The sequence below is a fragment of the Pseudomonas fluorescens genome, from assembly GCF_001902145.1.
GTDB lineage: Bacteria > Pseudomonadota > Gammaproteobacteria > Pseudomonadales > Pseudomonadaceae > Aquipseudomonas > Aquipseudomonas fluorescens_BV.
Map to the genome: position 1 here is coordinate 662,828 of NZ_MRST01000026.1, position 21,789 is coordinate 684,616.

At 61.2% G+C, this 21,789-nt stretch carries 20 protein-coding genes; 11 read left to right on the forward strand and 9 right to left on the reverse strand.

All coding sequences use genetic code 11. The annotated features are described in order from the left end of the window. Positions 1-7 precede the first annotated feature (7 nt). From trkA to def, 4 genes are all read right to left on the reverse strand, one after another. Entirely contained in the window at positions 8-1,381 is a 1,374-nt protein-coding gene (gene trkA / locus BUE92_RS22560) for a Trk system potassium transporter TrkA (RefSeq protein ID WP_014716287.1), read from the reverse strand. Between the two features lie 22 nt (positions 1,382-1,403). Then, the gene (rsmB, locus tag BUE92_RS22565; RefSeq protein WP_073526344.1) at positions 1,404-2,714 is read right to left on the reverse strand and encodes a 16S rRNA (cytosine(967)-C(5))-methyltransferase RsmB; all 1,311 of its coding nucleotides are present in this window, start codon (positions 2,712-2,714) and stop codon (positions 1,404-1,406) included. After that, entirely contained in the window at positions 2,711-3,664 is a 954-nt protein-coding gene (fmt, locus tag BUE92_RS22570) for a methionyl-tRNA formyltransferase (RefSeq protein WP_073526345.1), read from the reverse strand. The genes rsmB and fmt overlap by 4 nt, the downstream gene beginning before the upstream one ends. 69 nt (positions 3,665-3,733) lie before the next feature. Next, positions 3,734-4,240 (reverse strand): peptide deformylase, encoded by a 507-nt coding sequence (def, locus tag BUE92_RS22575; protein ID WP_073526346.1) that lies wholly within the window; start codon positions 4,238-4,240, stop codon positions 3,734-3,736. Positions 4,241-4,375: 135 nt separating this feature from the next. On the opposite strand from def, the gene BUE92_RS22580 reads away from it, so the two are divergent. From BUE92_RS22580 to BUE92_RS22590, 3 genes are all read left to right on the forward strand, one after another. Then, positions 4,376-5,152, forward strand: coding sequence for a peptidoglycan-binding protein (locus tag BUE92_RS22580; protein WP_073526347.1), 777 nt, complete (start codon positions 4,376-4,378; stop codon positions 5,150-5,152). Positions 5,153-5,215: 63 nt separating this feature from the next. Then, positions 5,216-6,319, forward strand: coding sequence for a DNA-processing protein DprA (gene dprA, locus BUE92_RS22585; protein WP_073526348.1), 1,104 nt, complete (start codon positions 5,216-5,218; stop codon positions 6,317-6,319). A gap of 74 nt (positions 6,320-6,393) precedes the next feature. Continuing rightward, positions 6,394-6,951 carry an L-threonylcarbamoyladenylate synthase gene (locus tag BUE92_RS22590; RefSeq protein ID WP_034129197.1) on the forward strand — a complete coding sequence of 186 codons (558 nt, stop codon included), beginning with the start codon at positions 6,394-6,396 and terminating at the stop codon, positions 6,949-6,951. A gap of 119 nt (positions 6,952-7,070) precedes the next feature. On the opposite strand, the gene BUE92_RS22595 is transcribed toward BUE92_RS22590, so the two are convergent. Further along, positions 7,071-8,048 carry a quinone oxidoreductase family protein gene (locus tag BUE92_RS22595; protein ID WP_073526349.1) on the reverse strand — a complete coding sequence of 326 codons (978 nt, stop codon included), beginning with the start codon at positions 8,046-8,048 and terminating at the stop codon, positions 7,071-7,073. Between the two features lie 178 nt (positions 8,049-8,226). Here BUE92_RS22595 and hemF point away from each other — a divergent pair, with 178 nt between their 5' ends. Together hemF and aroE are read left to right on the forward strand one after the other, a co-directional pair. Continuing rightward, positions 8,227-9,159, forward strand: a complete 933-nt coding sequence (gene hemF / locus BUE92_RS22600; RefSeq protein WP_073526351.1) for an oxygen-dependent coproporphyrinogen oxidase — start codon at positions 8,227-8,229, stop codon at positions 9,157-9,159. Then, the gene (gene aroE, locus BUE92_RS22605) at positions 9,159-9,989 is read left to right on the forward strand and encodes a shikimate dehydrogenase (RefSeq protein ID WP_073526352.1); all 831 of its coding nucleotides are present in this window, start codon (positions 9,159-9,161) and stop codon (positions 9,987-9,989) included. Before hemF ends, aroE begins: the two co-directional genes overlap by 1 nt. 23 nt (positions 9,990-10,012) lie before the next feature. Here the strand turns inward: aroE and BUE92_RS22610 are convergent, their stop codons facing one another. The 3 genes from BUE92_RS22610 to betC all read right to left on the reverse strand — a co-directional run bounded on the left by BUE92_RS22610 (position 10,013) and on the right by betC (position 14,162). Then, entirely contained in the window at positions 10,013-11,581 is a 1,569-nt protein-coding gene (locus tag BUE92_RS22610; protein WP_073526353.1) for a SulP family inorganic anion transporter, read from the reverse strand. Positions 11,582-11,714: 133 nt separating this feature from the next. Then, positions 11,715-12,629 carry a choline ABC transporter substrate-binding protein gene (gene choX, locus BUE92_RS22615; RefSeq protein WP_073526354.1) on the reverse strand — a complete coding sequence of 305 codons (915 nt, stop codon included), beginning with the start codon at positions 12,627-12,629 and terminating at the stop codon, positions 11,715-11,717. An 18-nt stretch (positions 12,630-12,647) separates the two neighbouring features. Then, positions 12,648-14,162 (reverse strand): choline-sulfatase, encoded by a 1,515-nt coding sequence (betC, locus tag BUE92_RS22620; protein ID WP_073526355.1) that lies wholly within the window; start codon positions 14,160-14,162, stop codon positions 12,648-12,650. A gap of 103 nt (positions 14,163-14,265) precedes the next feature. Here betC and BUE92_RS22625 point away from each other — a divergent pair, with 103 nt between their 5' ends. The 6 genes from BUE92_RS22625 (at position 14,266) to BUE92_RS22650 (ending at position 20,013) form a co-directional block, all read left to right on the forward strand. Further along, complete coding sequence (locus tag BUE92_RS22625; protein WP_073526356.1) at positions 14,266-15,216, forward strand: choline sulfate utilization transcriptional regulator; 951 nt, start codon at positions 14,266-14,268, stop codon at positions 15,214-15,216. A gap of 30 nt (positions 15,217-15,246) precedes the next feature. Continuing rightward, positions 15,247-15,573, forward strand: coding sequence for a DOPA 4,5-dioxygenase family protein (locus tag BUE92_RS22630; RefSeq protein WP_014716300.1), 327 nt, complete (start codon positions 15,247-15,249; stop codon positions 15,571-15,573). A 174-nt stretch (positions 15,574-15,747) separates the two neighbouring features. Then, positions 15,748-16,707: a 2-dehydro-3-deoxygalactonokinase gene (locus BUE92_RS22635; protein WP_073526357.1), complete on the forward strand. Its 960-nt coding sequence runs from the start codon at positions 15,748-15,750 to the stop codon at positions 16,705-16,707. Between the two features lies 1 nt (position 16,708). Beyond that, on the forward strand, positions 16,709-17,329 hold the full coding sequence (locus BUE92_RS22640) for a 2-dehydro-3-deoxy-6-phosphogalactonate aldolase (RefSeq protein ID WP_057975191.1): 621 nt from the start codon (positions 16,709-16,711) through the stop codon (positions 17,327-17,329). A gap of 48 nt (positions 17,330-17,377) precedes the next feature. Next, on the forward strand, positions 17,378-18,526 hold the full coding sequence (dgoD, locus tag BUE92_RS22645) for a galactonate dehydratase (RefSeq protein WP_003187297.1): 1,149 nt from the start codon (positions 17,378-17,380) through the stop codon (positions 18,524-18,526). Positions 18,527-18,708: 182 nt separating this feature from the next. Further along, positions 18,709-20,013 (forward strand): MFS transporter, encoded by a 1,305-nt coding sequence (locus BUE92_RS22650; RefSeq protein WP_073526359.1) that lies wholly within the window; start codon positions 18,709-18,711, stop codon positions 20,011-20,013. Positions 20,014-20,046: 33 nt separating this feature from the next. Here the strand turns inward: BUE92_RS22650 and BUE92_RS22655 are convergent, their stop codons facing one another. Beyond that, positions 20,047-21,705, reverse strand: coding sequence for an FAD-dependent oxidoreductase (locus BUE92_RS22655; RefSeq protein WP_073526361.1), 1,659 nt, complete (start codon positions 21,703-21,705; stop codon positions 20,047-20,049). Positions 21,706-21,789 lie beyond the last annotated feature (84 nt).

Consider the following 21,789-nt stretch of genomic DNA (forward strand, 5'->3'; position numbering starts at 1 on the left):
CGTTTGATCAGAAAAAGCTCAACCCCACGTGGAACAGCTTCTCCACATCGCGGATATGTTTTTTATCCACAAGGAACAGAATCACGTGGTCGCCGGTGGCGATCACCGTGTCGTCGTGGGCAATGATCACTTCCTCATCGCGAATGATCGCGCCAATGGTAGTGCCCGGCGGCAGGCCGATATCGCGGATGGCCTTGCCGATGACCTTGCTCGACTTCGAATCGCCATGGGCAATCGCCTCGATGGCTTCCGCTGCGCCACGGCGCAACGAGTGCACGCTGACAATGTCGCCACGGCGCACGTGGGCGAGCAAGGTGCCGATGGTCGCCAACTGCGGGCTGATGGCAATGTCGATATCGCCGCCCTGGATCAGGTCCACATAGGCCGGGTTGTTGATGATGGTCATCACTTTTTTCGCCCCCAACCGCTTGGCCAGCAAGGACGACATGATATTGGCTTCATCATCGTTGGTCAGGGCCAGGAAGATGTCGGCGTCGGCGATGTTCTCTTCCATCAGCAGGTCACGGTCCGAGGCGCTGCCTTGCAGTACGACAGTGCTGTCGAGGGTATCGGACAAATGCCGGCATCGCGTCGGGCTCATCTCGATGATCTTCACCTGGTAGCGGCTTTCGATGGCTTCGGCCAAACGCTCGCCGATCTGCCCACCGCCGGCGATGACGATGCGTTTGTAGCTTTCATCGAGCCTGCGCATTTCGCTCATGACCGCGCGAATGTTCGCCTTGGCGGCGATGAAAAACACTTCGTCGTCAGCCTCGATCACCGTATCGCCCTGAGGCAGGATCGGCCGGTCACGGCGGAAAATCGCGGCGACGCGGGTTTCCACATTCGGCATGTGCTCACGCAGCTGGCGCAATTGCTGGCCAACCAACGGCCCGCCGTAATAGGCCTTCACTGCCACCAGTTGCGCTTTGCCTTCGGCGAAGTCGATGACCTGCAGCGCACCTGGAATTTCAATCAGGCGCTTGATGTAGTGGGTCACCACCTGTTCCGGGCTGATCAGTACGTCAACCGGGATGGCGTCGTTATCGAACAGACCGGCGCGGGTCAGGTAGGCCGCTTCGCGCACCCGAGCGATCTTGGTCGGGGTGTGGAACAGGGTGTGGGCGACCTGGCAGGCGACCATGTTGGTCTCGTCGCTGTTGGTCACGGCTACCAGCATGTCGGCATCGTCGGCACCGGCCTGGCGCAGCACCGTCGGAAACGACGCGCGGCCTTGCACCGTGCGGATATCCAGGCGGTCGCCCAGGTTGCGCAGGCGCTCGGCATCGGTGTCGACCACGGTAATGTCGTTGGCTTCACCGGCCAAATGTTCGGCCAGCGTGCCACCAACCTGCCCTGCTCCAAGGATGATGATTTTCATCCGGTCACTCCCTTAAAACCATTCAGCCGCGCGCGGCGGCAATCTTGATCAGTTTGGCGTAATAGAAGCCATCGTGCCCGCCTTCCTGCGCGAGCAGTTGGCGACCGTGGGGCTGCTTGATGCCGGCCGTGGTAGCGAGGTCCAGCTCACGCGCTCCGCTGGTGCGGGCGAGGAAGGCTTGGATGACCTCGGTATTTTCGGTGGGCAAGGTGGAGCAGGTGGCGTAAAGCAGGATGCCGCCGACTTCCAGGGTCGGCCACAGCGCGTCGAGCAGTTCGCCTTGCAGCACAGCCAGGGCGGCGATGTCGTCGGGCTGGCGGGTCAGCTTGATGTCCGGATGACGGCGGATCACGCCGGTGGCCGAGCAAGGGGCGTCCAGCAGGATGCGCTGGAATGGCTTGCCGTCCCACCAGGTGGCGGTGTCGCGGCCATCCGCGGCGACCAGCTCAGCGCTCAAGCGCAGGCGTGCGAGGTTTTCCCGCACGCGCACCAGGCGCTTGGCTTCAAGGTCCACCGCGACTACACCGGCCAGGTCTTTTTCCACTTCGAGGATATGACAGGTCTTACCGCCGGGCGCGCAGCAGGCATCGAGTACGCGCTGGCCGGGTGCAAGGTCGAGCAAGTCGGCGGCCAACTGCGCGGCCTCGTCCTGCACACTGATCCAGCCTTCGGCAAAGCCCGGCAGGCTGCGTACATCGGTGGCGGCTTCCAGCACGATGCCGTCCGTGCTGTACACGCAAGGGGTGGCGTTGATGGCCGCGTCGGCCAGTAACTGCAGATACGCGTCACGGCTGTGGTGACGACGGTTGACCCGCAGGATCATCGGCGGATGCGCATTGTTGGCTGCGCAGATGGCTTCCCATTGCTCAGGCCAAAAGGCCTTCAGGGATTTTTGCAGCCAGCGCGGGTGGGCGGTGCGCACTACCGGATCATGTTCCAGCTCGGCCAACAGCGCTTCGCTTTCACGCTGGGCGCGGCGCAGCACGGCATTGAGCAGGGCCTTGGCCCAGGGTTTTTTCAGCTTGTCGGCGCACCCGACGGTTTCACCGATGGCAGCGTGGGCGGGCACGCGGGTGTAGAGCAGCTGGTAGAGGCCCACCAGCAACAGCGCCTCGACATCCGCGTCCGCCGCTTTGAACGGTTTTTGCAGCAGCTTGGCGGCCAGCGCAGACAACCGTGGCTGCCAACGGGCGGTGCCAAAGGCCAGGTCCTGGGTAAACCCCCGGTCGCGGTCTTCGACCTTGTCCAATTGCGTTGGCAATGAACTGTTCAGCGAAGCCTTGCCGTTGAGCACGGCGGCGAGAGCCTTGGCGGCGGCCAGACGTGGGTTCATTGAGTGACTACCCCAAGCATGGTGCCCAGGGCGAATTTCTCACGACGACTGTTGAACAAATCGCTGAAGTTCAGCGCCTTGCCGCCGGGCAATTGCAGACGCGTCAGGCACAGCGCTTGTTCACCGCAAGCCACCAACAGGCCGTCTTTGCTGGCGCCGATGATCTCGCCGGGAGTGCCTGTGCCATCGGCCAGGGTCGCAGCCAACACTTTCAAGGCTTCGCCGTTCAAGGTGCTGTGGCAGATCGGCCATGGGTTGAAGGCACGTACCAGGCGCTCCAGCTCCACGGCCGGGCGGCTCCAGTCAATGCGCGCTTCGTCCTTGTTCAGCTTGTGGGCGTAGGTGGCCAGGCTGTCGTCTTGGATTTCGCCTTGCAGGGTGCCGGCAGCCAGGCCGGCGATGGCCTGGATCACGGCGGGCGGACCCAGCTCAGCGAGGCGGTCGTGCAGGCTGCCGCCGGTGTCTTGGGCGGAGATCGGCGTGGTGACCTTGAGCAGCATCGGCCCGGTATCCAGGCTTGCTTCCATGCGCATTACGGTCACGCCGCTCTCTTGATCGCCCGCTTCAACGGCGCGTTGAATCGGCGCCGCACCGCGCCAGCGTGGCAGCAGTGAAGCATGGCTGTTGATGCAACCCAGGCGCGGGATATCCAGCACCGCCTGGGGCAGGATTAAGCCGTAGGCCACCACTACCAGCAGGTCCGGCTTCAGCGCGGCCAGTTCGGCCTGGGCGTCGGCGTTACGCAGGGTCGGCGGCTGCAGCACGGGAATGTTGTGCTCCAGCGCCAACTGCTTGACCGGGCTCGGCATCAGTTTTTGCCCGCGACCGGCCGGGCGATCCGGCTGGGTGTACACCGCGACGATGTCATAAGGGCTGGCAAGCAGCGCCTTGAGGTGTTCGGCGGCGAATTCAGGAGTGCCGGCAAAAACAATGCGCAATGGCTCGGTCATGGGAGTTCTCGGTTAAAAGCAGTCACAAAAGAAAAAGGCTTGCCGCAGCAAGCCTTTGGAAGAAGGGCATCAAGCTTGCTGGCGATGCTTTTTTTCCAGCTTCTTCTTGATGCGGTCACGCTTGAGCGTGGACAGGTAATCGACAAACAGCTTGCCGTTGAGGTGGTCGCATTCATGCTGGATACACACCGCCAGCAGGCCTTCGGCAACCAGCTCGAAAGGCTTGCCGTCACGGTCCAACGCCTTGATCTTCACGCGCAGCGGGCGTTCCACATTCTCGTAGAACTCCGGCACCGACAGGCAGCCTTCCTGGTATTCCCCCATCTCTTCGGTCAGCGGTTCGAACTCAGGGTTGATGTACACCCGAGGTTCGCTGCGATCTTCCGACAGGTCCATGACCACGACGCGCAGATGCACGTTGACCTGGGTAGCGGCGAGGCCGATGCCCGGGGCTTCATACATTGTTTCAAACATGTCATCGACCAACTGACGAACCTTGTCGTCCACTACGGCCACCGGCTTGGCGACCGTGCGCAGGCGCGAGTCGGGAAATTCGAGGATGTTCAAAATAGCCATAAGCGTAATTGCTGCACATGTAAGGAAGAGACAAATCGGCGGTGGGATGGACCCATACGGCCGGTGTGAAACGCTCGGGAGCCGCGAAGGCCATGGCATTTCACGCGAACGCACATAATAAAGGAGATTCACCCCATGAGGAAATCGCTACTCGTCTTGCTGCTGTGGGCCCCGTTCGCCACGGCGTTGATTGCGCAACCCACTGAGCGCCTGGATCAGGCAGCGCAACAGGCCATCCAGCACTTTTTACTGCACAATCGCATTTTTGACTCGCCCGAGGACTTGGACAACGCGCCTTACATTATTGCGGCGCAAGGCGGGCGCGTGCTGGGTGCCAACGATGAGCGTGTGCATGCGCGCGGTGATATCGACCCGGCCCAGCCCAGCTACGGCATCTTTCGGCGGGGCAAGACCTACACCAACCCCGATACCCAGGAGCTGTTGGGCATCAATGCCGACGACATCGGCACTGCGCGCTTTGTGCTCGCGGACAATCTCACCACCCTGGCAGTGCAACGGGTGACCCAGGAAATTCGCCCAGGCGACCGTTTGTTGCGCGCCGAGTCTCCCGTTGCATTGGCCAGCCTGGAACCTTACAAACCTGCACCCTTCATTACAGGGCACATCATCGATATCCCCAAGGGCGTCACGCAGATTGGCGTTCTCGACGCTGTGACCCTCAATAAAGGCCGCCGCGATGGCCTGGTGGAAGGCCAACTGCTGACGGTGATCAAGGCTGGCGCCACCGTGCGAGACGCCCTCACCGGCACGCCCACACCACTCCCGGATGAGCGAGCCGGCACCCTGCTGGTGTTTCGCACCTATGAAAAGCTCAGCTATGCCCTGGTGCTCAGTGCTTCACGGTCGCTGGCCGTGCAAGACCGTTTCGAGACGGCTGATCAAGCGCAATAAATAGCCTGCTAAATAAGTTACCAACAGAGTTATCCACAGCTTGTTCCGGTCAAGGATGATCATATGAATCCGATAAACAGTAGCGATATTTCCCCGGCAGAGCTGGAAGCCCGGCTACGCTTGCACAGGCTGCCAGAACTGGGCCCCAAGCGTTTTCAAGTACTGATCGAAGCCTTTGGTTGCGCTTCCAAGGCCCTGAGTGCTCCCGCCAGCGCCTGGCGTTCCCTCGGTTTGCCCGCCGTCAGTGCCGAGGCCCGACGTAGCCCCAAAGTCCGTGACGGTGCCAGTGAGGCGTTGGCCTGGCTGGCGCGCCCGGCCCAGCATTTGCTGATGTGGGACCAACCGGATTACCCGGCGTTGCTCGCGCAGATCGACGATGCGCCGCCGTTGTTATTCGTGGCGGGCGACCCCGGTATTCTGGAAAAACCACAGTTGGCCATGGTCGGAAGCCGGCGTGCCTCTCGCCCGGGCATGGACACGGCAGCAGCCTTTTCCCGCAGCCTGGCGAGCGCCGGTTTTGTCATCACCAGTGGGCTGGCGGTGGGCATTGATGGCGCGGCGCACCAGGCGGCATTGGACGTAGGCGGTCATACCATCGGCGTGCTCGGCACTGGCCTGGAAAATTTTTATCCACAGCGCCATCGCAGGCTCGCCGCCGCGATGATTGCCCAAGGCAGCGCCGTGGTTTCCGAGTTTCCGCTGGATGCAGCGCCCCAGGCCGGTAATTTCCCACGGCGCAACCGGATTATCAGCGGGTTGTCGTTAGGCGTGCTGGTGGTGGAGGCCAGTATGGCCAGCGGCTCGCTGATCACCGCACGCCTGGCGACGGAGCAAGGGCGCGAGGTGTACGCGATTCCGGGTTCCATCCACCACCCCGCTGCCAAGGGCTGTCATCAATTGATCCGTGATGGCGCGGTGTTGGTGGAAACCATCGAGCACATTCTTGAAAGCCTGCGCGGTTGGCAGCGGTTGTCCCATGCTGCGCCGGTGCCCGTGACCCATCCGCTGGTGGCGCTGCTGCACGCGGCACCGCATAGCAGCGAAGCCTTGGCGATTGCCAGCGGTCGGCCGTTGTCCCAAGTACTGGCCACCCTGACGGAGCTGGAGTTGGAGGGCCAAGTGATTTGCGAAAGCGGGCGCTGGCTGGCGCGGTGTCCGCTTTTGTAGTGGCCCGTTTTTGGCGCTAGGTTTTGTAACGAAGATCGGTAAACTGCCCAGAGCTTTAGTCCGGAGAGTAAACAATGGTCAACAGGTGGCGTGTGCTGGAAGCCGCAAGGGAAATTCGCGCAGGCGCAGTGATCGCCTATCCGACCGAAGCGGTTTGGGGCCTGGGCTGCGACCCGTGGAACGAAGAAGCAGTGGATCGACTGCTGGCGATCAAGAACCGCTCGGTCGACAAAGGCCTGATCCTGGTGGCGGACAATATTCGTCAGTTCGACTTTCTGTTTGAAGATTTCCCGCAAACGTGGATCGAACGCATGGCCAGCACCTGGCCAGGGCCGAATACCTGGCTGGTGCCCCATCAAGACTTGCTACCGGAATGGGTCACGGGTGTGCATGACACCGTAGCGTTGCGGGTCAGTGATCATCCGTTGGTGAGGGATTTGTGCGCGCAGGTCGGCCCGTTGATTTCCACCTCGGCCAACCCTCAGGGCCGCCCGGCGGCCCGCACGCGGCTTCGCGTGGAGCAGTATTTTCGCGGGCAAGTGGACTTGGTGTTGGGTGGCGCCTTGGGTGGGCGCAAAAATCCGAGCCTGATTCGGGACTTGGTGACAGGTGATGTGGTGCGCCCGTCCTGACACCGAGGTGCGCCCTTCGCGAGCAAGCCCGCTCTCACATTTTGATCTGTGAATACATTCAAATGTGGGAGCGGGCTTGCTCGCGAAGAGGCCCTTAAACCTGCGGCTATCTTTAAGCCTTAAGGTAGCAGAATGGTCGATCCCGTCGTCCTGCGGGCTGATAACTCGGTCTGCGCTTTGGCCGCCTCCGCCAGCGGGTAGCGCTGGTTGATATCAATGCGCACCTTGCCGCTCTTGATCATCGAAAACAGATCGTCCGCCATCGCCTGCAAGTTTGCCGCATTGTTGGCGTAGGTCGCCAACGTTGGCCGGGTTACGTACAGCGAACCCTTCGCCGACAGAATCCCCAGGTTCACCCCATCCACCGCACCCGACGCGTTGCCGAAGCTCACCATCAAACCCCGCGGCGCCACGCTGTCCAGTGAGGTCAGCCAGGTGTCCTTGCCGACGCCGTCGTACACCACCGGGCACTTCTTGCCGTCAGTCAATTCCAGTACGCGTTGTGCGACATCTTCCTTGCTGTAGTCGATGGTTTCCCAGGCGCCGAGCGATTTAGCCAGGGCGGCTTTTTCCGGGGAACTGACCGTGCCGATCAACTTCACCCCCAGGGCCTTGGCCCATTGGCAGGCCAGGGAACCCACTCCACCAGCAGCGGCGTGGAACAAAATGGTTTCACCGCCCTTTAGCTCATAGGTCTGGCGCAACAGGTACTGCACGGTCAGGCCTTTGAGCATGGCACCGGCGGCCTGTTCAAAGCTGATTTCATCCGGCAGGTGCACCAGGTTGGCGGCAGGCAACACATGCAGCTCGCTGTAGGCACCCAGCGGGCCGCTACCGTAGGCCACGCGGTCGCCGACTTTGAATTGGCTGACTTCACTGCCCACCGCATCCACCACGCCAGCGCCTTCCGCACCCAGGCCCGATGGCAGGGCGGGCGGCGCGTAGAGACCACTGCGCAAATAGGTGTCGATGAAGTTCAGGCCGATGGCCTCGTTGCGCACCCGAACCTGCTGTGGGCCAGGCTCCGCTGGCGTGTAGTCCACATATTCAAGTACTTCGGGGCCGCCATGGGCGCTGAACTGGATACGTTTGGCCATCTGCACTTCTCCTTGGGTTCGAATCTGCGTAGCCCCCTATCGGACTCCTAAGCTTGATCTTCGTCAACTGCTGCGCACCTAAGTGCAGTGGCATGTAGGCGCAGTGGTATCCTGTGCGCCCATTTGCCGCCGACGCCCCATGGGCCTCGCGTAGCTTTGCCCGATTCAAGGTGATGCCATGACTACCCGCACCGAGGCCGTTAAAGCCTACCTGCTTGACCTGCAAGACCGCATTTGCAGCGCCCTGGAAACCTTCGAGACGGACACTCGCTTTATCGAAGACGCCTGGACCCGGCCAGCCGGCGGTGGCGGTCGTACCCGTGTGATGGAAAACGGTTCGGTGATCGAAAAAGGCGGTGTCAACTTTTCCCACGTGTTCGGCAGCGGTTTGCCACCGTCTGCCAGTGCCCATCGCCCTGAACTGGCGGGCCGTGGGTTTGAGGCTCTGGGTGTGTCGCTGGTGATCCATCCGCATAACCCGCATGTACCGACTTCCCACGCCAATGTGCGGTTTTTCATCGCTGAAAAAGAAGGTGAAGAACCGGTCTGGTGGTTCGGTGGTGGCTTCGATCTCACCCCGTATTACGGCAATGAAGAAGACTGCATTCACTGGCACCGCGTGGCCGAGCAGGCCTGTGCACCGTTTGGCCCGGACGTGTACTCCCGCTACAAGGCCTGGTGTGACGCCTACTTCCACATCAAGCATCGCAACGAACCCCGTGGCATCGGTGGGTTGTTCTTCGATGACTTGAACGAGTGGGGCTTTGACACCTGCTTCGCCTTCATCCGCGCCATCGGCGATGCCTACATCGACGCCTACCTGCCGATTGTGCAGCGTCGCAAGGCGATGGCGTACACCGAACAACAGCGCCAGTTCCAGGAGTTCCGCCGGGGCCGCTACGTTGAGTTCAACCTGGTCTATGACCGTGGCACCCTGTTCGGCCTCCAATCGGGCGGGCGTACGGAGTCGATCCTGATGTCGCTGCCACCTCAGGTACGCTGGAGCTACGACTGGAAGGCCGAAGCCGGCAGCGAAGAGGCGCGCCTTACCGACTACTTCCTGCAAGACCGTGACTGGCTCGGCGTTGCCGCGCCCAAGGCGGCGGTGTGATGGACCGTTATGTTGTGTTCGGCAACCCCATCGGCCATAGCAAGTCGCCGCTGATTCATCGTCTGTTCGCCGCCCAGACCGGCGAGCAACTGGACTACAGCACGATGCTCGCGCCGTTGGAGGACTTCACCGCCTGTGCCCGTGAGTTTTTCCAACACGGTCGTGGCGCCAACGTCACCGTGCCGTTCAAGGAAGAGGCCTATCGTTTGGCCAATACGCTGACCGAACGGGCCCAGCGCGCCGGCGCAGTGAACACCTTGAGCAAATTGGCTGACGGCACGTTGTTGGGCGACAACACCGACGGCGCGGGCCTGGTACGCGACTTGACGGCCAATGCCGGGCTGAGCCTGCAAGGCAAACGCATCCTGTTATTGGGCGCCGGTGGCGCGGTACGCGGTGCGCTGGAGCCGTTGCTGGCGCAGCAACCCTCGTCGTTGATCATCGCCAACCGCACCGTGGAAAAGGCCGAGCGGCTGGCTGAGCTGTTCGATGACCTGGGCCCGGTGTCTGCCAGTGGTTTCGACTGGTTGCGTGAGCCGGTGGACGTGATCATCAATGCCACGTCGGCCAGCCTGTCAGGCGATGTACCGCCGATTGCCGGCAGCCTGATCGAGCCGGGCAAGACCTTCTGCTACGACATGATGTATGCCAAGGAGCCTACTGCGTTCTGCCGCTGGGCGAGCGAGCAAGGCGCGGCGGTCGCGATGGATGGCCTGGGCATGCTCGTGGAACAAGCGGCTGAAGCCTTCTTGCTGTGGCGCGGTGTGCGTCCGGATTCGGCGCCCGTACTGGCCGAACTGCGCCGGCAACTGGCTGATTCCACACTCTAATGTGGGCACAGTTTTGATCGGGTTCAGTCTTCAAATTCGATGGGGCAGTTATCGGGCCCTTCGAGCTTTTTCAGCTCCTCAACCACCTGCGGCCTGGCCCCACGCAACGTCAAGCTACGGCCTAACCCCGCCAACCGCCGCGCCTCCTGGTGCAGCATCTCCACCCCGGAATAGTCGATAAAGTTGATCTGCTGCGCCTCGATCACCACTCGCTCACCCTGCAAACGTTGCAGGCGCACTTGCAGGTAATGGCTGGCGCCGAAAAAGATCGAGCCGCCCACCCGCAACACATCCGCTTCACCGTCGCGCCAGTGTTGCACCCGTGGCTGCGAGGTGCGCTTGAGGTAGAAAAACAGCGACGCCAGCACCCCGGCATAAATCGCCGTTTGCAGCTCCAGCAACAAGGTGGCGACACAGGTCAGGCTCATCACCACAAATTCGGCGCGGCTGACCCGGAACAGTGCGCGAATACCGCGGTGGTCCACCAGGCCCCAGCAGATCAGCAGGATACTCGCCGCCATGCTCGGGATCGGAATATGCGCGATCAACGCTGCGCCAAATAACGCGAATAGCGCCACCCAGAGGGCCGAAAACACCCCCGCCAGCGGCGAACAGGCGCCCGCCTCGTAACTGAGGCCCGAACGGGTGAACGATCCGGCTGACAAGTAGCCGGAAAAAAATCCGCCAACGATGTTGGATAAACCCTGGGCGCGCACTTCCTGGTTGGCGTCGAGCAGTTGTTGCGAGCGGGCCGACAACGAACGGGCAATCGACAGGCTGGTTACCAACCCCAGCATTCCCACCGCCACGGCACTGGGCAGCAGGCGCAGCACCAGGTCCAGATCCATCGGCAACGGGCTGAACGGCGGCAGTTTGCCAATAAACGAACTGACCCGTGCCACATGCCCGAACATCGCCGGCCACAGCCATGCCGTCAGGCTGCCCAGCACCAAGGCGATCAACAATGTCGGCCAGCGTGGCACCAGGTACTTGAGCAGTATGCCTGCCAGCAACGTGCCCAGCCCAAGGGCCAGGGACGCGTGGTCCCACTCGCCACGATGGTCGATCAGCGCCAGCAGGCCGTTGATGGCCGTGGCCTGGCTCGGTAAATCCAAGCCGAGCAGGTTGGGCAGTTGCCCCAGGGCAATCACCACGGCGGCGCCCAGGGTGAAACCCAGCACCACCGAATGGGAGACAAAGTTCACCAACGCGCCGAAGCGCAGCAGGCCGAGCAACCATTGGAACACCCCGGCGAGGAAGGTCAGCAACAGGATGAGGGTGATGTAGTCCTGTGAACCGGGCACGGCCAATGGGCTGATGCTGGCGTAAAGCACGATGGAGATGGCGGCCGTCGGCCCGCAGATCAAGTGCCAGGACGAGCCCCACAGGCAGGCGATCAATACCGGGATGATGGCGGCGTAGAGCCCGTATTCGGGTGGGAGACCGGCGATCAATGCGTAGGCAATCGACTGCGGCAGCGCAAGCACAGCGCCGCTGAGGCCGACGATCGCGTCCCGGCCGACGCTGACGCGAGTTTGGCGCGGGAGCCAGCGCAGGAAGGGCAAGAGTGTATGGCGGTTGGGCCGGGGCATGAGTCGCTCGAAATACTGTAGGAGCGAGCTTGCTCGCGAAGAGGGGTAACGATAACGCGGGCTGTCTGAAAAAACGCGGCGTTTTCGAGCTCTTCGCTGGCAAGCCAGCTCCTACAAGGGGGGAGTGTGATCTTTAGAGTTTGGCTTTTACCGCCGGCAACGCCTCTTGGCCATCCAGAGTTTTTACCCCCTCCAGCCACTGGTCCAGCACCGCCGGGTTGGCCTTGATCCACGTCTTCGCCGCCTGCGCATTGCTGACCTTGTTGTTGGCCACGTCAGCCATGATGCTGTTCTCCATGGTTTGGGTGAAACTGAGGTTGGTCAGCAGTTTCCCAACATTGGGGCAAGCTTGTGCGTAGCCCTTGCGGGTCAAGGTATACACGCTGCCGGTGGCACCAAAGTACTGCTCGCCGCCCTTGAGGTAGCGCATTTTCAGTTGCACGTTCATCGGGTGTGGAGTCCAGCCGAGAAAGGTGATGAAACGCTGTTTCTTCACCGCTCGCGAAACCTCAGCAAGCATCGCCTGTTCGCTGGACTCGATCAGCTTCCACTGCCCCAGGTCGAAATCGTTTTTCTTGATGATCTCCTGCAACGAGATATTGGCCGGCGCGCCGGAGCCGATGCCGTAGATCTTCTTGTCGAACTTGTCGGCAAACTTGTTCAGGTCGGCAAAGTCATGCACGCCGGCGTCCCACACATAGTCCGGCACGGCGAGGGTGAACTCGGTGCCTTCCAGATTCTTCGCCAGTTGCACCACATCGCCGTTGGCCACGAACTTGTCGTAGAAGCCTTGCTGCGCCGGCATCCAGTTGCCGAGGAAGACATCCACCTGGCCGTCCTTGAGCCCGCCGAAGGTAATCGGCACCGCCAGGGTGTCGACCTTGGGTTGATAGCCCATGCCCGTCAGCAGGAAACTGGTGATAGCGTTGGTGGCGGCAATATCGCTCCAGCCTGGATCGGCCATCTTTACCGTTTCGCAGCGAGTGTCTGCGTACGCCTGGGCGCTGCTGAGCACCACCAAACTCAGTACCACGGTCAACTTTTGCATGGCCTTCCCTCTGTCTACTTATTGGTTTTGGCAGGGTTGTGGAAAACGTGCCTTGCGCTCCAGGTCATCAAGGTCGATATGGTTGCGCATGTACTGCTGACTGGCGTCTACCAGTGGCTGGTGATCCCAGCTCTTGAGTTTGCCTTGGGTCAGCGCTTCAAACACCAGGCGGCGACGGCGTTGGCTGGCGAGCGCCTGTTGATGGATCGCCGGGATGTCCCATTTAGCCCGTGCTTCACGCAAGAACGCCTCGAACAACGGCCGATGTTCAGATGACTGGCTGAGGTTTTCCTGCTCGCTCGGGTCGTTGTGCACATCGAACAATAGGCAAGGATCGTCCTCGCTGTAGATGAATTTGTAGGCGCCCCGGCGAATCATCATCAATGGGCTGACGGTGCCTTCGGCCATGTATTCGCCAAACACTTCGTCATGCCCGCCCTGCCCTTGCAAATGCGGGACCAGTGAGCGGCCGTCCAGCGGCAAGTGCGGGTCCAGCTCGCCGCCGGCCAATTCCACCAGGGTCGGCAACAGGTCGGCGGTCGACACGGCCTGGGTGACGCGGCCAGCGGCGAACTGCCCCGGCGCACTGACCAGCAGCGGCACGCGGGCGGCCATTTCAAACCAGTGCATTTTGTACCAGAGGCCGCGCTCGCCAAGCATGTCGCCGTGGTCGCCGGAGAAAATGATCAGGGTATCGTCGGCCAGGCCGGTGTCCTCCAGGGTCTGCAGCAGCTTGCCGACATTGCTGTCGATGTAGCTGCACGCACCGAAGTAGGCACGGCGGGCGTCGCGGATCTTATCCACAGGCAGAGGTTTGTCCCACAAGTCATAGACCTTGAGCAGCCGCTGGGAATGCGGGTCAAGGTCGGCCTGGGGCGGCGTCGCTGGCATTGGGATGTCGGTGTCCTCGTACAGGTCCCAGAACGGCTTGGGAATGGTGTAAGGGTCGTGGGGATGAGTCATCGACACGGTCAGGCAGAACGGCTGGTCGCCCGCCTCGCGGATATGATCGAACAGGTATTGCTGGGCCTTGAACACCACCTCTTCGTCGAAATCCAGCTGGTTGGTGCGTACGCACGGGCCGGCTTGCAGCACCGAGGACATGTTGTGATACCAGGTAGGGCGTACGTCTGGCTCATCCCAGTTCACCGCCCAGCCGTAGTCGGCGGGATAGATGTCGCTGGTCAGGCGTTCCTCATAGCCGTGCAACTGGTCGGGGCCACAGAAGTGCATCTTGCCCGACAGCGCGGTGCGGTAGCCGAGGCGGCGCAAGTAGTGGGCATAGGTCGGCACATCGGCGGGGAAATCGGCGGCGTTGTCGTAGGCGCCGATCTTGCTCGGCAACTGGCCACTGACCAAGGTGAAGCGCGACGGTGCGCACAACGGGCTGTTGCAATAGGCGGCGTCGAACACCACGCCCTGTGCCGCCAGGCGGCTGAGGTTGGGCAGTTTGATCGGGGAAGGCCCGTAGAACGGCAGCATCGGCGCGGCCATCTGATCGGCCATGATGAAAAGAATGTTCTTGCGCTTCATGGTTTCTCGGCATTCCATAGGCAGTGTTTATGCCAATGAGCATGTAATCCATCCATACCGGGGTAAAGCCCATGCGCAGCAATGACTAGGATAAGTTGAGCTTATGTATGAAGCGCTGGGTGACCTCTCTCTCGATTTGCTGCGCGCCTTTGAAGCGGCGGCGCGCCATCGCAGTTTCACTGCGGCCGCGATGGAACTGGGCACCACCCAACCGGCTGTCAGCCAGCAGATCAAACGCCTTGAAGAGCAACTGGCGATCCGCCTGTTTGATCGCATTTACCGCGGCATCGAACTGACTGACGCCGGTGCCCTGCTGTTCGAGCATGTGCAAGGCGGCCTGCAGAGCATCAACCAGGGGCTCGGCGCCATCACTCAACAAAGCCAGCATGAAGTGCTACAAGTCGCCACCGACTTCGCCTTCGCCGCCTATTGGCTGATGCCGCGCCTGCATCGCTTCCACCAGGCCAACCCGCTGGTGGATGTCAGCCTGGTCACCAGTGAGCGCAACCCTGCCACCCTGCGCAGCGATATCGATGTGGCGGTGCTGTTCGGCGATGGCCGCTTCAAGCAGGGCGAGAGCCTGTGGTTGTTCAATGAGGAAGTGTTCCCGGTGTGCAGCCCGCAGTGGCTCAAGGAACAGGTCGCGCCCCTCACGGTGCAGACCTTGCAGGACTGCCCGTTGCTGCACCTGCGCCAGGAAAACAACAGCCAGTGGTTCGACTGGAACGGCGTGTTCCGCGAACTGGGTATCACGGCTGCGCCGACCCCTGGGCAATTGCGCTTCGACAACTACACCTTGCTGATCCAGGCCGCGATTGCCGGCGAGGGCGTCGCCATCGGCTGGCGCCACCTGGTGGATAACCTGCTGGAGCAGAACTGGCTGTGCCGACCGATCAGCCCCACGGTGACCTCGCGCTTGGGCTATTACGTGGTGCAGCCCCAGCGCAAGCGCCGCGGGCAGTTGGTGGACCGCTTTGTCGAGTGGCTGGTGGCGGAACAGGCCAGCAGTGCGCAGCCGTTGACCGGGCTGGCCCTGCCGTCGATTGCGGTCTAGGATCGGCGCACAGTGGAACCGGAGTCTGTCATGCAACGTATCAAGGGCTACCACGCCCATATCTACTTCGACGCCAGCACGATCGAGCAGGCGCGCACGCTCTGTGAAGACGCCGCCAAGTTGTTCCCGCTGCGCATGGGCCGCGTGCATGAGCGGCCCGTGGGCCCGCACCCGGATTGGAGTTGCCAACTGGCGTTCGAGCCGGAATATATCGGCGTGGTGTTACCGTGGCTGGCGCTGCACCGCAATGGTCTGGTGGTGTTCCTGCACCCTGAAACCGGTGATGACCTCAAGGACCACACCGATTACGCCATCTGGATGGGGGCGATGCGCGAGCTGGACCTGTCGATTTTTTAACCGTTCTTACCCGATATACCTCCCCTCTTACCGTAAGTAAAACAGGAGGTTGTAGGATTTTTCTGGTCTCGTCTCATTATATGGGATTGATATTTATATATTGAGATATTTCTCTTCCTAGGTTTATATTCGCCCATCTGCTTTTTTCAGCACCCACTCATTTCAGGTGAAGCGATGCAGGCGCAATTGATCGCGCTCGATTGGGGGACCAGCTCCCTTCGTGCTTACAAACTCGGCCCCGCGGGCGTTGTGCTGGAACAGCGCTCGCTGGCTACGGGCATCATGCATTTGCCCACAGTACCCCGGGAAATAGCCGGTGTTCTGTGCACCGACGGCTTTGAACTGGCGTTCGATAGCGCCTGCGGCGATTGGCTCGACGCCCAGCCCGGGCTGCCGGTGATCGCCTGCGGCATGGTCGGCAGCGCACAAGGTTGGAGCGAAGCGGCCTATCGCAGCACACCGGTGGATGTTTCCAGCCTCGGCCAGGCGTTGCACGGCGTACGCAGCCTGCGCGGGGTGCAGGTGCATATCGTGCCGGGGGTGATCGAGCAAGTGGGTCTGCCTAATGTCATGCGTGGCGAAGAAACCCAAGTGCTCGGCGTACTGCAAGGGCTTGGGCCCCAGGTGTTGATCGGTCTGCCCGGCAGCCATTCCAAGTGGGTCGAGGTGGTGGAAGGCCGCATTACCCATTTCGATACCTTCATGACTGGCGAAGTGTTTGCAGTGTTGAGCAAGCACAGCATCCTGGGGCGTACCCAACAGGCGAGCGAGCAGTTCCAGGCCGAGGCGTTTGATCGAGGCGTGCACGTGGCGCTGTCCAACGATGGCCAGCGTGGCGTGCTCTCGACCCTGTTCAGCGCTCGCACCCTCGGGCTTACCGCTGAGCTGGCGCCCGACCAGCAACCCGATTACCTATCCGGCCTGCTCATCGGCCATGAACTCGCCGGCTTGCCAGATTCCGCCAAACATCAGCCGATCATCCTGGTCGGCGCTGCTCCACTCTGCGCCCGTTATCAACGCGCCCTCGCCCTTTGCGGATTTGCCCATGTCAGCCTGGCGCAAGAAGCCACCGAGCGTGGCCTGTGGCAACTGGCGCAAGCCGCCGGGCTCATTCGACCTGTACTGGAGGCCTGACATGCTCAAGCAAGCACTCGCACAAAACGGTTTGATCGCCATCCTGCGCGGCCTACGCCCCGACGAAGCCCAGGCGGTCGGCCAGGTGCTGTACGACGCGGGTTTTCGCGTGATCGAAGTGCCGCTCAACTCGCCAGACCCTTACACCAGTATCCGTACCCTGCGCGACAGCTTGCCCGCCGATTGCCTGATCGGTGCTGGCACGGTGTTGACGCCTGAGCAGGTCGAACAGGTCAAGGCGGCCGGAGGTCAGGTGATCGTCATGCCCCACAGCGATGCCAAGGTGCTGCGCGCGGCCAAAGCGGCGGGCCTGTACTTGTCGCCTGGGGTAGCCACGCCTACCGAAGCCTTTGCCGCACTGGCCGAAGGCGCCGATGTGTTGAAGCTGTTCCCGGCCGAACAGATGGGCCCTTCAGTGATCAAGGCATGGCTGGCGGTATTGCCGGCGGGCACGTTACTGCTGCCGGTGGGCGGCATCACCCCGGACAACATGCAGGTGTTTACCGACGCCGGCGCCAAGGGCTTCGGACTGGGTTCCGGGCTGTTCAAGCCGGGCATGACAGTGGATCAGGTTGCGAGCCGTGCCCAGGCTTATGTCGCCGCCTGGAAAGCCCTGAGCTGAAAGCATATTCCGCGCCCACAGGCGCTGCATCTATAAGAGAGACAAGAGATGAAAATCACCAAACTGACGACCTTTATCGTTCCGCCGCGCTGGTGCTTCCTCAAGGTCGAAACCGACCAGGGTGTAACCGGCTGGGGTGAGCCTGTGGTCGAGGGCCGCGCTCACACGGTGGCCGCCGCCGTCGAAGAACTGTCCGACTACCTGATCGGCAAAGACCCTCGCAATATCGAAGATATCTGGACCGTGCTCTATCGCGGCGGCTTCTACCGAGGCGGTGCGGTGCACATGAGCGCCCTCGCCGGCATCGACCAGGCGTTGTGGGACATCAAGGGCAAGGCCCTCGGTGTGTCGGTCAGCGATCTGCTGGGCGGCCAGGTGCGTGACAAGATCCGTGTGTACTCATGGATCGGCGGCGACCGCCCCGCCGACACTGCCCGTGCCGCCAAAGAGGCGGTGGCCCGTGGCTTCACAGCCGTGAAAATGAATGGCACCGAAGAATTGCAGTTTGTCGACAGCTTCGAAAAAGTCGACCTGGCACTGGCCAACGTCGCTGCTGTGCGCGATGCGGTCGGCCCTAACGTGGGTATCGGCGTCGACTTCCATGGCCGGGTGCACAAGCCGATGGCCAAGGTGCTGATGAAAGAGCTCGACCCGTACAAACTGATGTTCATTGAAGAGCCGGTGCTCAGCGAAAACTACGAAGCGCTGAAGGAATTGGCACCGTTGACCAGTACGCCGATCGCCCTGGGCGAGCGCCTGTTCTCGCGCTGGGATTTCAAGCGGGTGCTCAGCGAAGGCTACGTCGACATCATCCAGCCGGACGCCTCCCACGCGGGAGGTATCACCGAAACCCGCAAGATCGCCAACATGGCCGAAGCCTACGACGTGGCCTTGGCCCTGCACTGCCCGCTGGGCCCGATTGCCTTGGCGGCATGCCTGCAACTGGATGCGGTTTGCTACAACGCGTTTATCCAGGAGCAGAGCCTGGGTATTCACTACAACGAAAGCAACGATCTGCTCGACTATGTGCGTGATCCAGGCGTATTCGACTATGACCAAGGCTTTGTGAAGATCCCCAACGGCCCGGGCCTGGGCATTGAGATCAACGAGGAGTATGTGGTTGAGCGCGCGGCCATCGGCCATCGCTGGCGCAACCCGATCTGGCGCCATGCCGATGGCAGTTTTGCCGAGTGGTGATGCCTGACTGACGGAGCGCGGTAAAACATGTGGGAGCGGGCTTGCTCGCGAATGCTGTGTGTCATTCAACACATCTGGGGCTGAACCACCGCATTCGCGAGCAAGCCCGCTCCCACATTTTTGATCCGGTTTCTTCAGCCAGCTCATTTTCAGACCTCAACAAACATAAAAAGAGGCACCCCATGCACCCTGAATCCCTTACCGGGCAGGCTCCCTTAGTCACGCCTAGCAGAAAGCGCTTTTTCATCATGGTGCTGTTGTTCATCACCGTGGTCATCAACTACCTCGACCGTAGCAACCTGTCGATTGCCGCGCCCGCGCTGACCAGCGAGCTGGGGATCGATCCGGTGCAAGTCGGGCTGATTTTCTCTGCCTTCGGCTGGACCTACGCCGCCATGCAAATCCCCGGTGGCTGGCTGGTAGACCGGGTGCCGCCGCGCATTCTCTACACGGCCGCCCTGCTGCTGTGGTCGATTGCCACGGTGATGCTCGGTTTCGCCGCCAGCTTTATCGCGCTGTTCGTGCTGCGCATGGCCGTGGGCGCGTTGGAGGCACCGGCCTACCCCATCAACAGCCGTGTAGTCACCACCTGGTTTCCCGAGCGCGAGCGCGCCACGGCTATCGGTGTCTATACCTCCGGGCAATTCGTCGGCCTGGCCTTCCTCACCCCGGTACTGGCGTGGCTGCAGCACCAGTACGGCTGGCACATGGTGTTTGTGGTGACTGGTGGCGTCGGCATCCTGTGGGCCGTGATCTGGTACGCGGTGTATCGCGAGCCCAAGGATTTCAAAGGCGCCAACGAAGCCGAAATCCAACTGATCCGCGACGGAGGCGGGCTGGTGGACATGCAGGCGAAAACCGTCAAGGCACCCTTCAGCTGGACCGACCTCGGCATCGTGCTGAGCAAACGCAAGCTGTGGGGCATCTACCTGGGCCAGTTTTGCCTGAACTCCACGCTGTGGTTCTTCCTGACTTGGTTCCCGACGTACCTGGTGAAATATCGCGGCATGGACTTTATCCAGTCTGGCTTGCTCGCATCCTTGCCGTTCCTGGCCGCGTTTGTGGGCGTGCTGTGTTCGGGGGTGTTTTCCGATTGGCTGATTCGCCGTGGGGCGTCGGTGGGCTTTGCGCGCAAGTTGCCGATCATCAGCGGGCTGCTGATTTCCACGGCGATCATCGGGGCCAACTATGTGAACTCGACGGGCTGGGTTATCGCGTTTCTGGCGGTGGCGTTTTTCGGCAATGGCTTGGCGTCGATCACCTGGTCGTTGGTGTCGACCTTGGCGCCTGCCCGTCTGCTGGGGCTGACCGGCGGCGTGTTCAATTTCATCGGTAACCTGTCGGCGATCGCCACACCTATCGTGATTGGCTTTCTGGCCAGTGGTTCGTCGTTTGCGCCAGCGATTACCTACATCGCGGTACTGGCGTTGCTCGGCGCGCTTTCCTACATATTGTTGGTAGGCAAAGTCGAGCGGATCGAGTTGTAAACGGGGCGACCCCAGGGTCGCCCCTTTTTTGATTTACGGCACCGACATTTCGTTGTGAAAAATATTGCTCGGGTCCCAGCGTTGCTTGGTACGCCGCAAGCGGTTTTCTATCATCGGGTCGGGGAAGAAGATCTTGTACCACTCGAGGTTTTTGCCGTTGGCCGGGTTGCCGCCCACGTAGGTCATGTCGAGGTCGGGATAATTGATGTAGCAGCCTTCGAACGCATCGTTGATCGGTACGCCTTGATCACCGGCAAACGCGTTGAAGTACAGCCCTCGGATCCAGTCGGCATGAGCTTGATCCGAGGCGGCGCTGTCGCCGCGCCAGTAACATTGTGGTTGCCACTTGAGCACGGACGAACGCTGGGCGGCTGATGACTCCCTGCGCACTGGCGCACTGGGGGCATTGATCTGGCCACCGAAGGACTGAATCTGGATCAGGCTTTGTGTCAGGTGATTGTCAGGGTCTGGCCAGGTCAGTGTGGTCCAGATGGCCTGTAGTACTTGAGAGCTGAACTCGCCTTTCTGGTAGGCCGATTTATAGCGCCCGCGCTGGTTGTCTCCCGAGCCATTCAATGTTTGTTGGCAGACCAGCCAATCCAGGCGTTGGGTGACTGCCCGAGCGCTGGCCAATGAATGGATGGCACGCCCGGTGCTGCTACTTTGCGGCTGATGGATGACGTAAAACGGTACCAGGGACTCGGTAGCAGGCAACCCAATGGCTGTGAGCATCTTGTCGACAAAGTCGTCGAAGGGCGCGCGGTCGTTCAGCTCTCCGTTTTTGTCCACATAGTGAATACCCAGGGTCACATTGCCTGTGTGCCGATGGCGCATCTCCAGCTTGGTCGCCAGCCCCCAGGTGTCGCGGTTGTCTTGATTGCTGGCAAACCATGATTGGTAGGCCACCAATAGGTTCTCGAGTGCTGGCTGGGTCAGTACTGACCAGTCCCATTCCAGCACCAGCCACAGCACTTCTTTGGGGGCTGGTGGCAAGTTCTCAAAGTAATAGCTGGTGATGATGCCGAACTGGCCGCCACCCGCACCGCAGCACGCGGCGAACAGGTCCAGTTCGTCCTGGTCGGTGCTGAGCCTGGATACATGACGCGGTTCGAGGCCTTTGCCTTGGCTATCGGGCACCAGGATATCCACACCGCTCAGCCAGTCACACACCAACCCATATTTTCGCGACAGCAAGCCATATCCACCGCCACAGATATGCCCGCCCAACCCCACTGAATAACATGAGCCACCGGGCAGGGTTTTGTTGGCCAGCTTGTATAACGCGACATAGGCATCCCAGTTCTGGCCGCCGGCTTCCAGGCGAAAGCGATAGCGTTCAGTTGCGCTGGGGTCCAGCTCGGAGCCGATTTGCCCGTTGGCGTCGTAGACCACTCGGTTAAGCGCGCTGATATCCAGAATCGACAGCACCTCCTGTGAGTTACCGGGCATCTTGTTGGCGACGAAACCTTCGTAGCAATGGCCACCACTGCGTACGGTGATGCGCCCATTGGCAAGGCCCAATGCTTGCGCGGCGGCGTCAACGATGTCTTGCGAGCTTCGGCAGAGGTAGATCAGGTTGGCGCCATCTGGCGAAGATTGGCCCTGCACATTACCCAGTGGCCAGCGCAGGTTGAAGCCCTTTTGCAATGTTGAGTGACGGGGGTCGGAAGAGGTAACGAGATCAAAGGTCATGATGTACTCCTGAGAGCCAGAGATGACTTCTGATGCAGCTAACTTAACGACCGGCAAGCAAGTAGTGCGCAGGCTTGCGGGGAC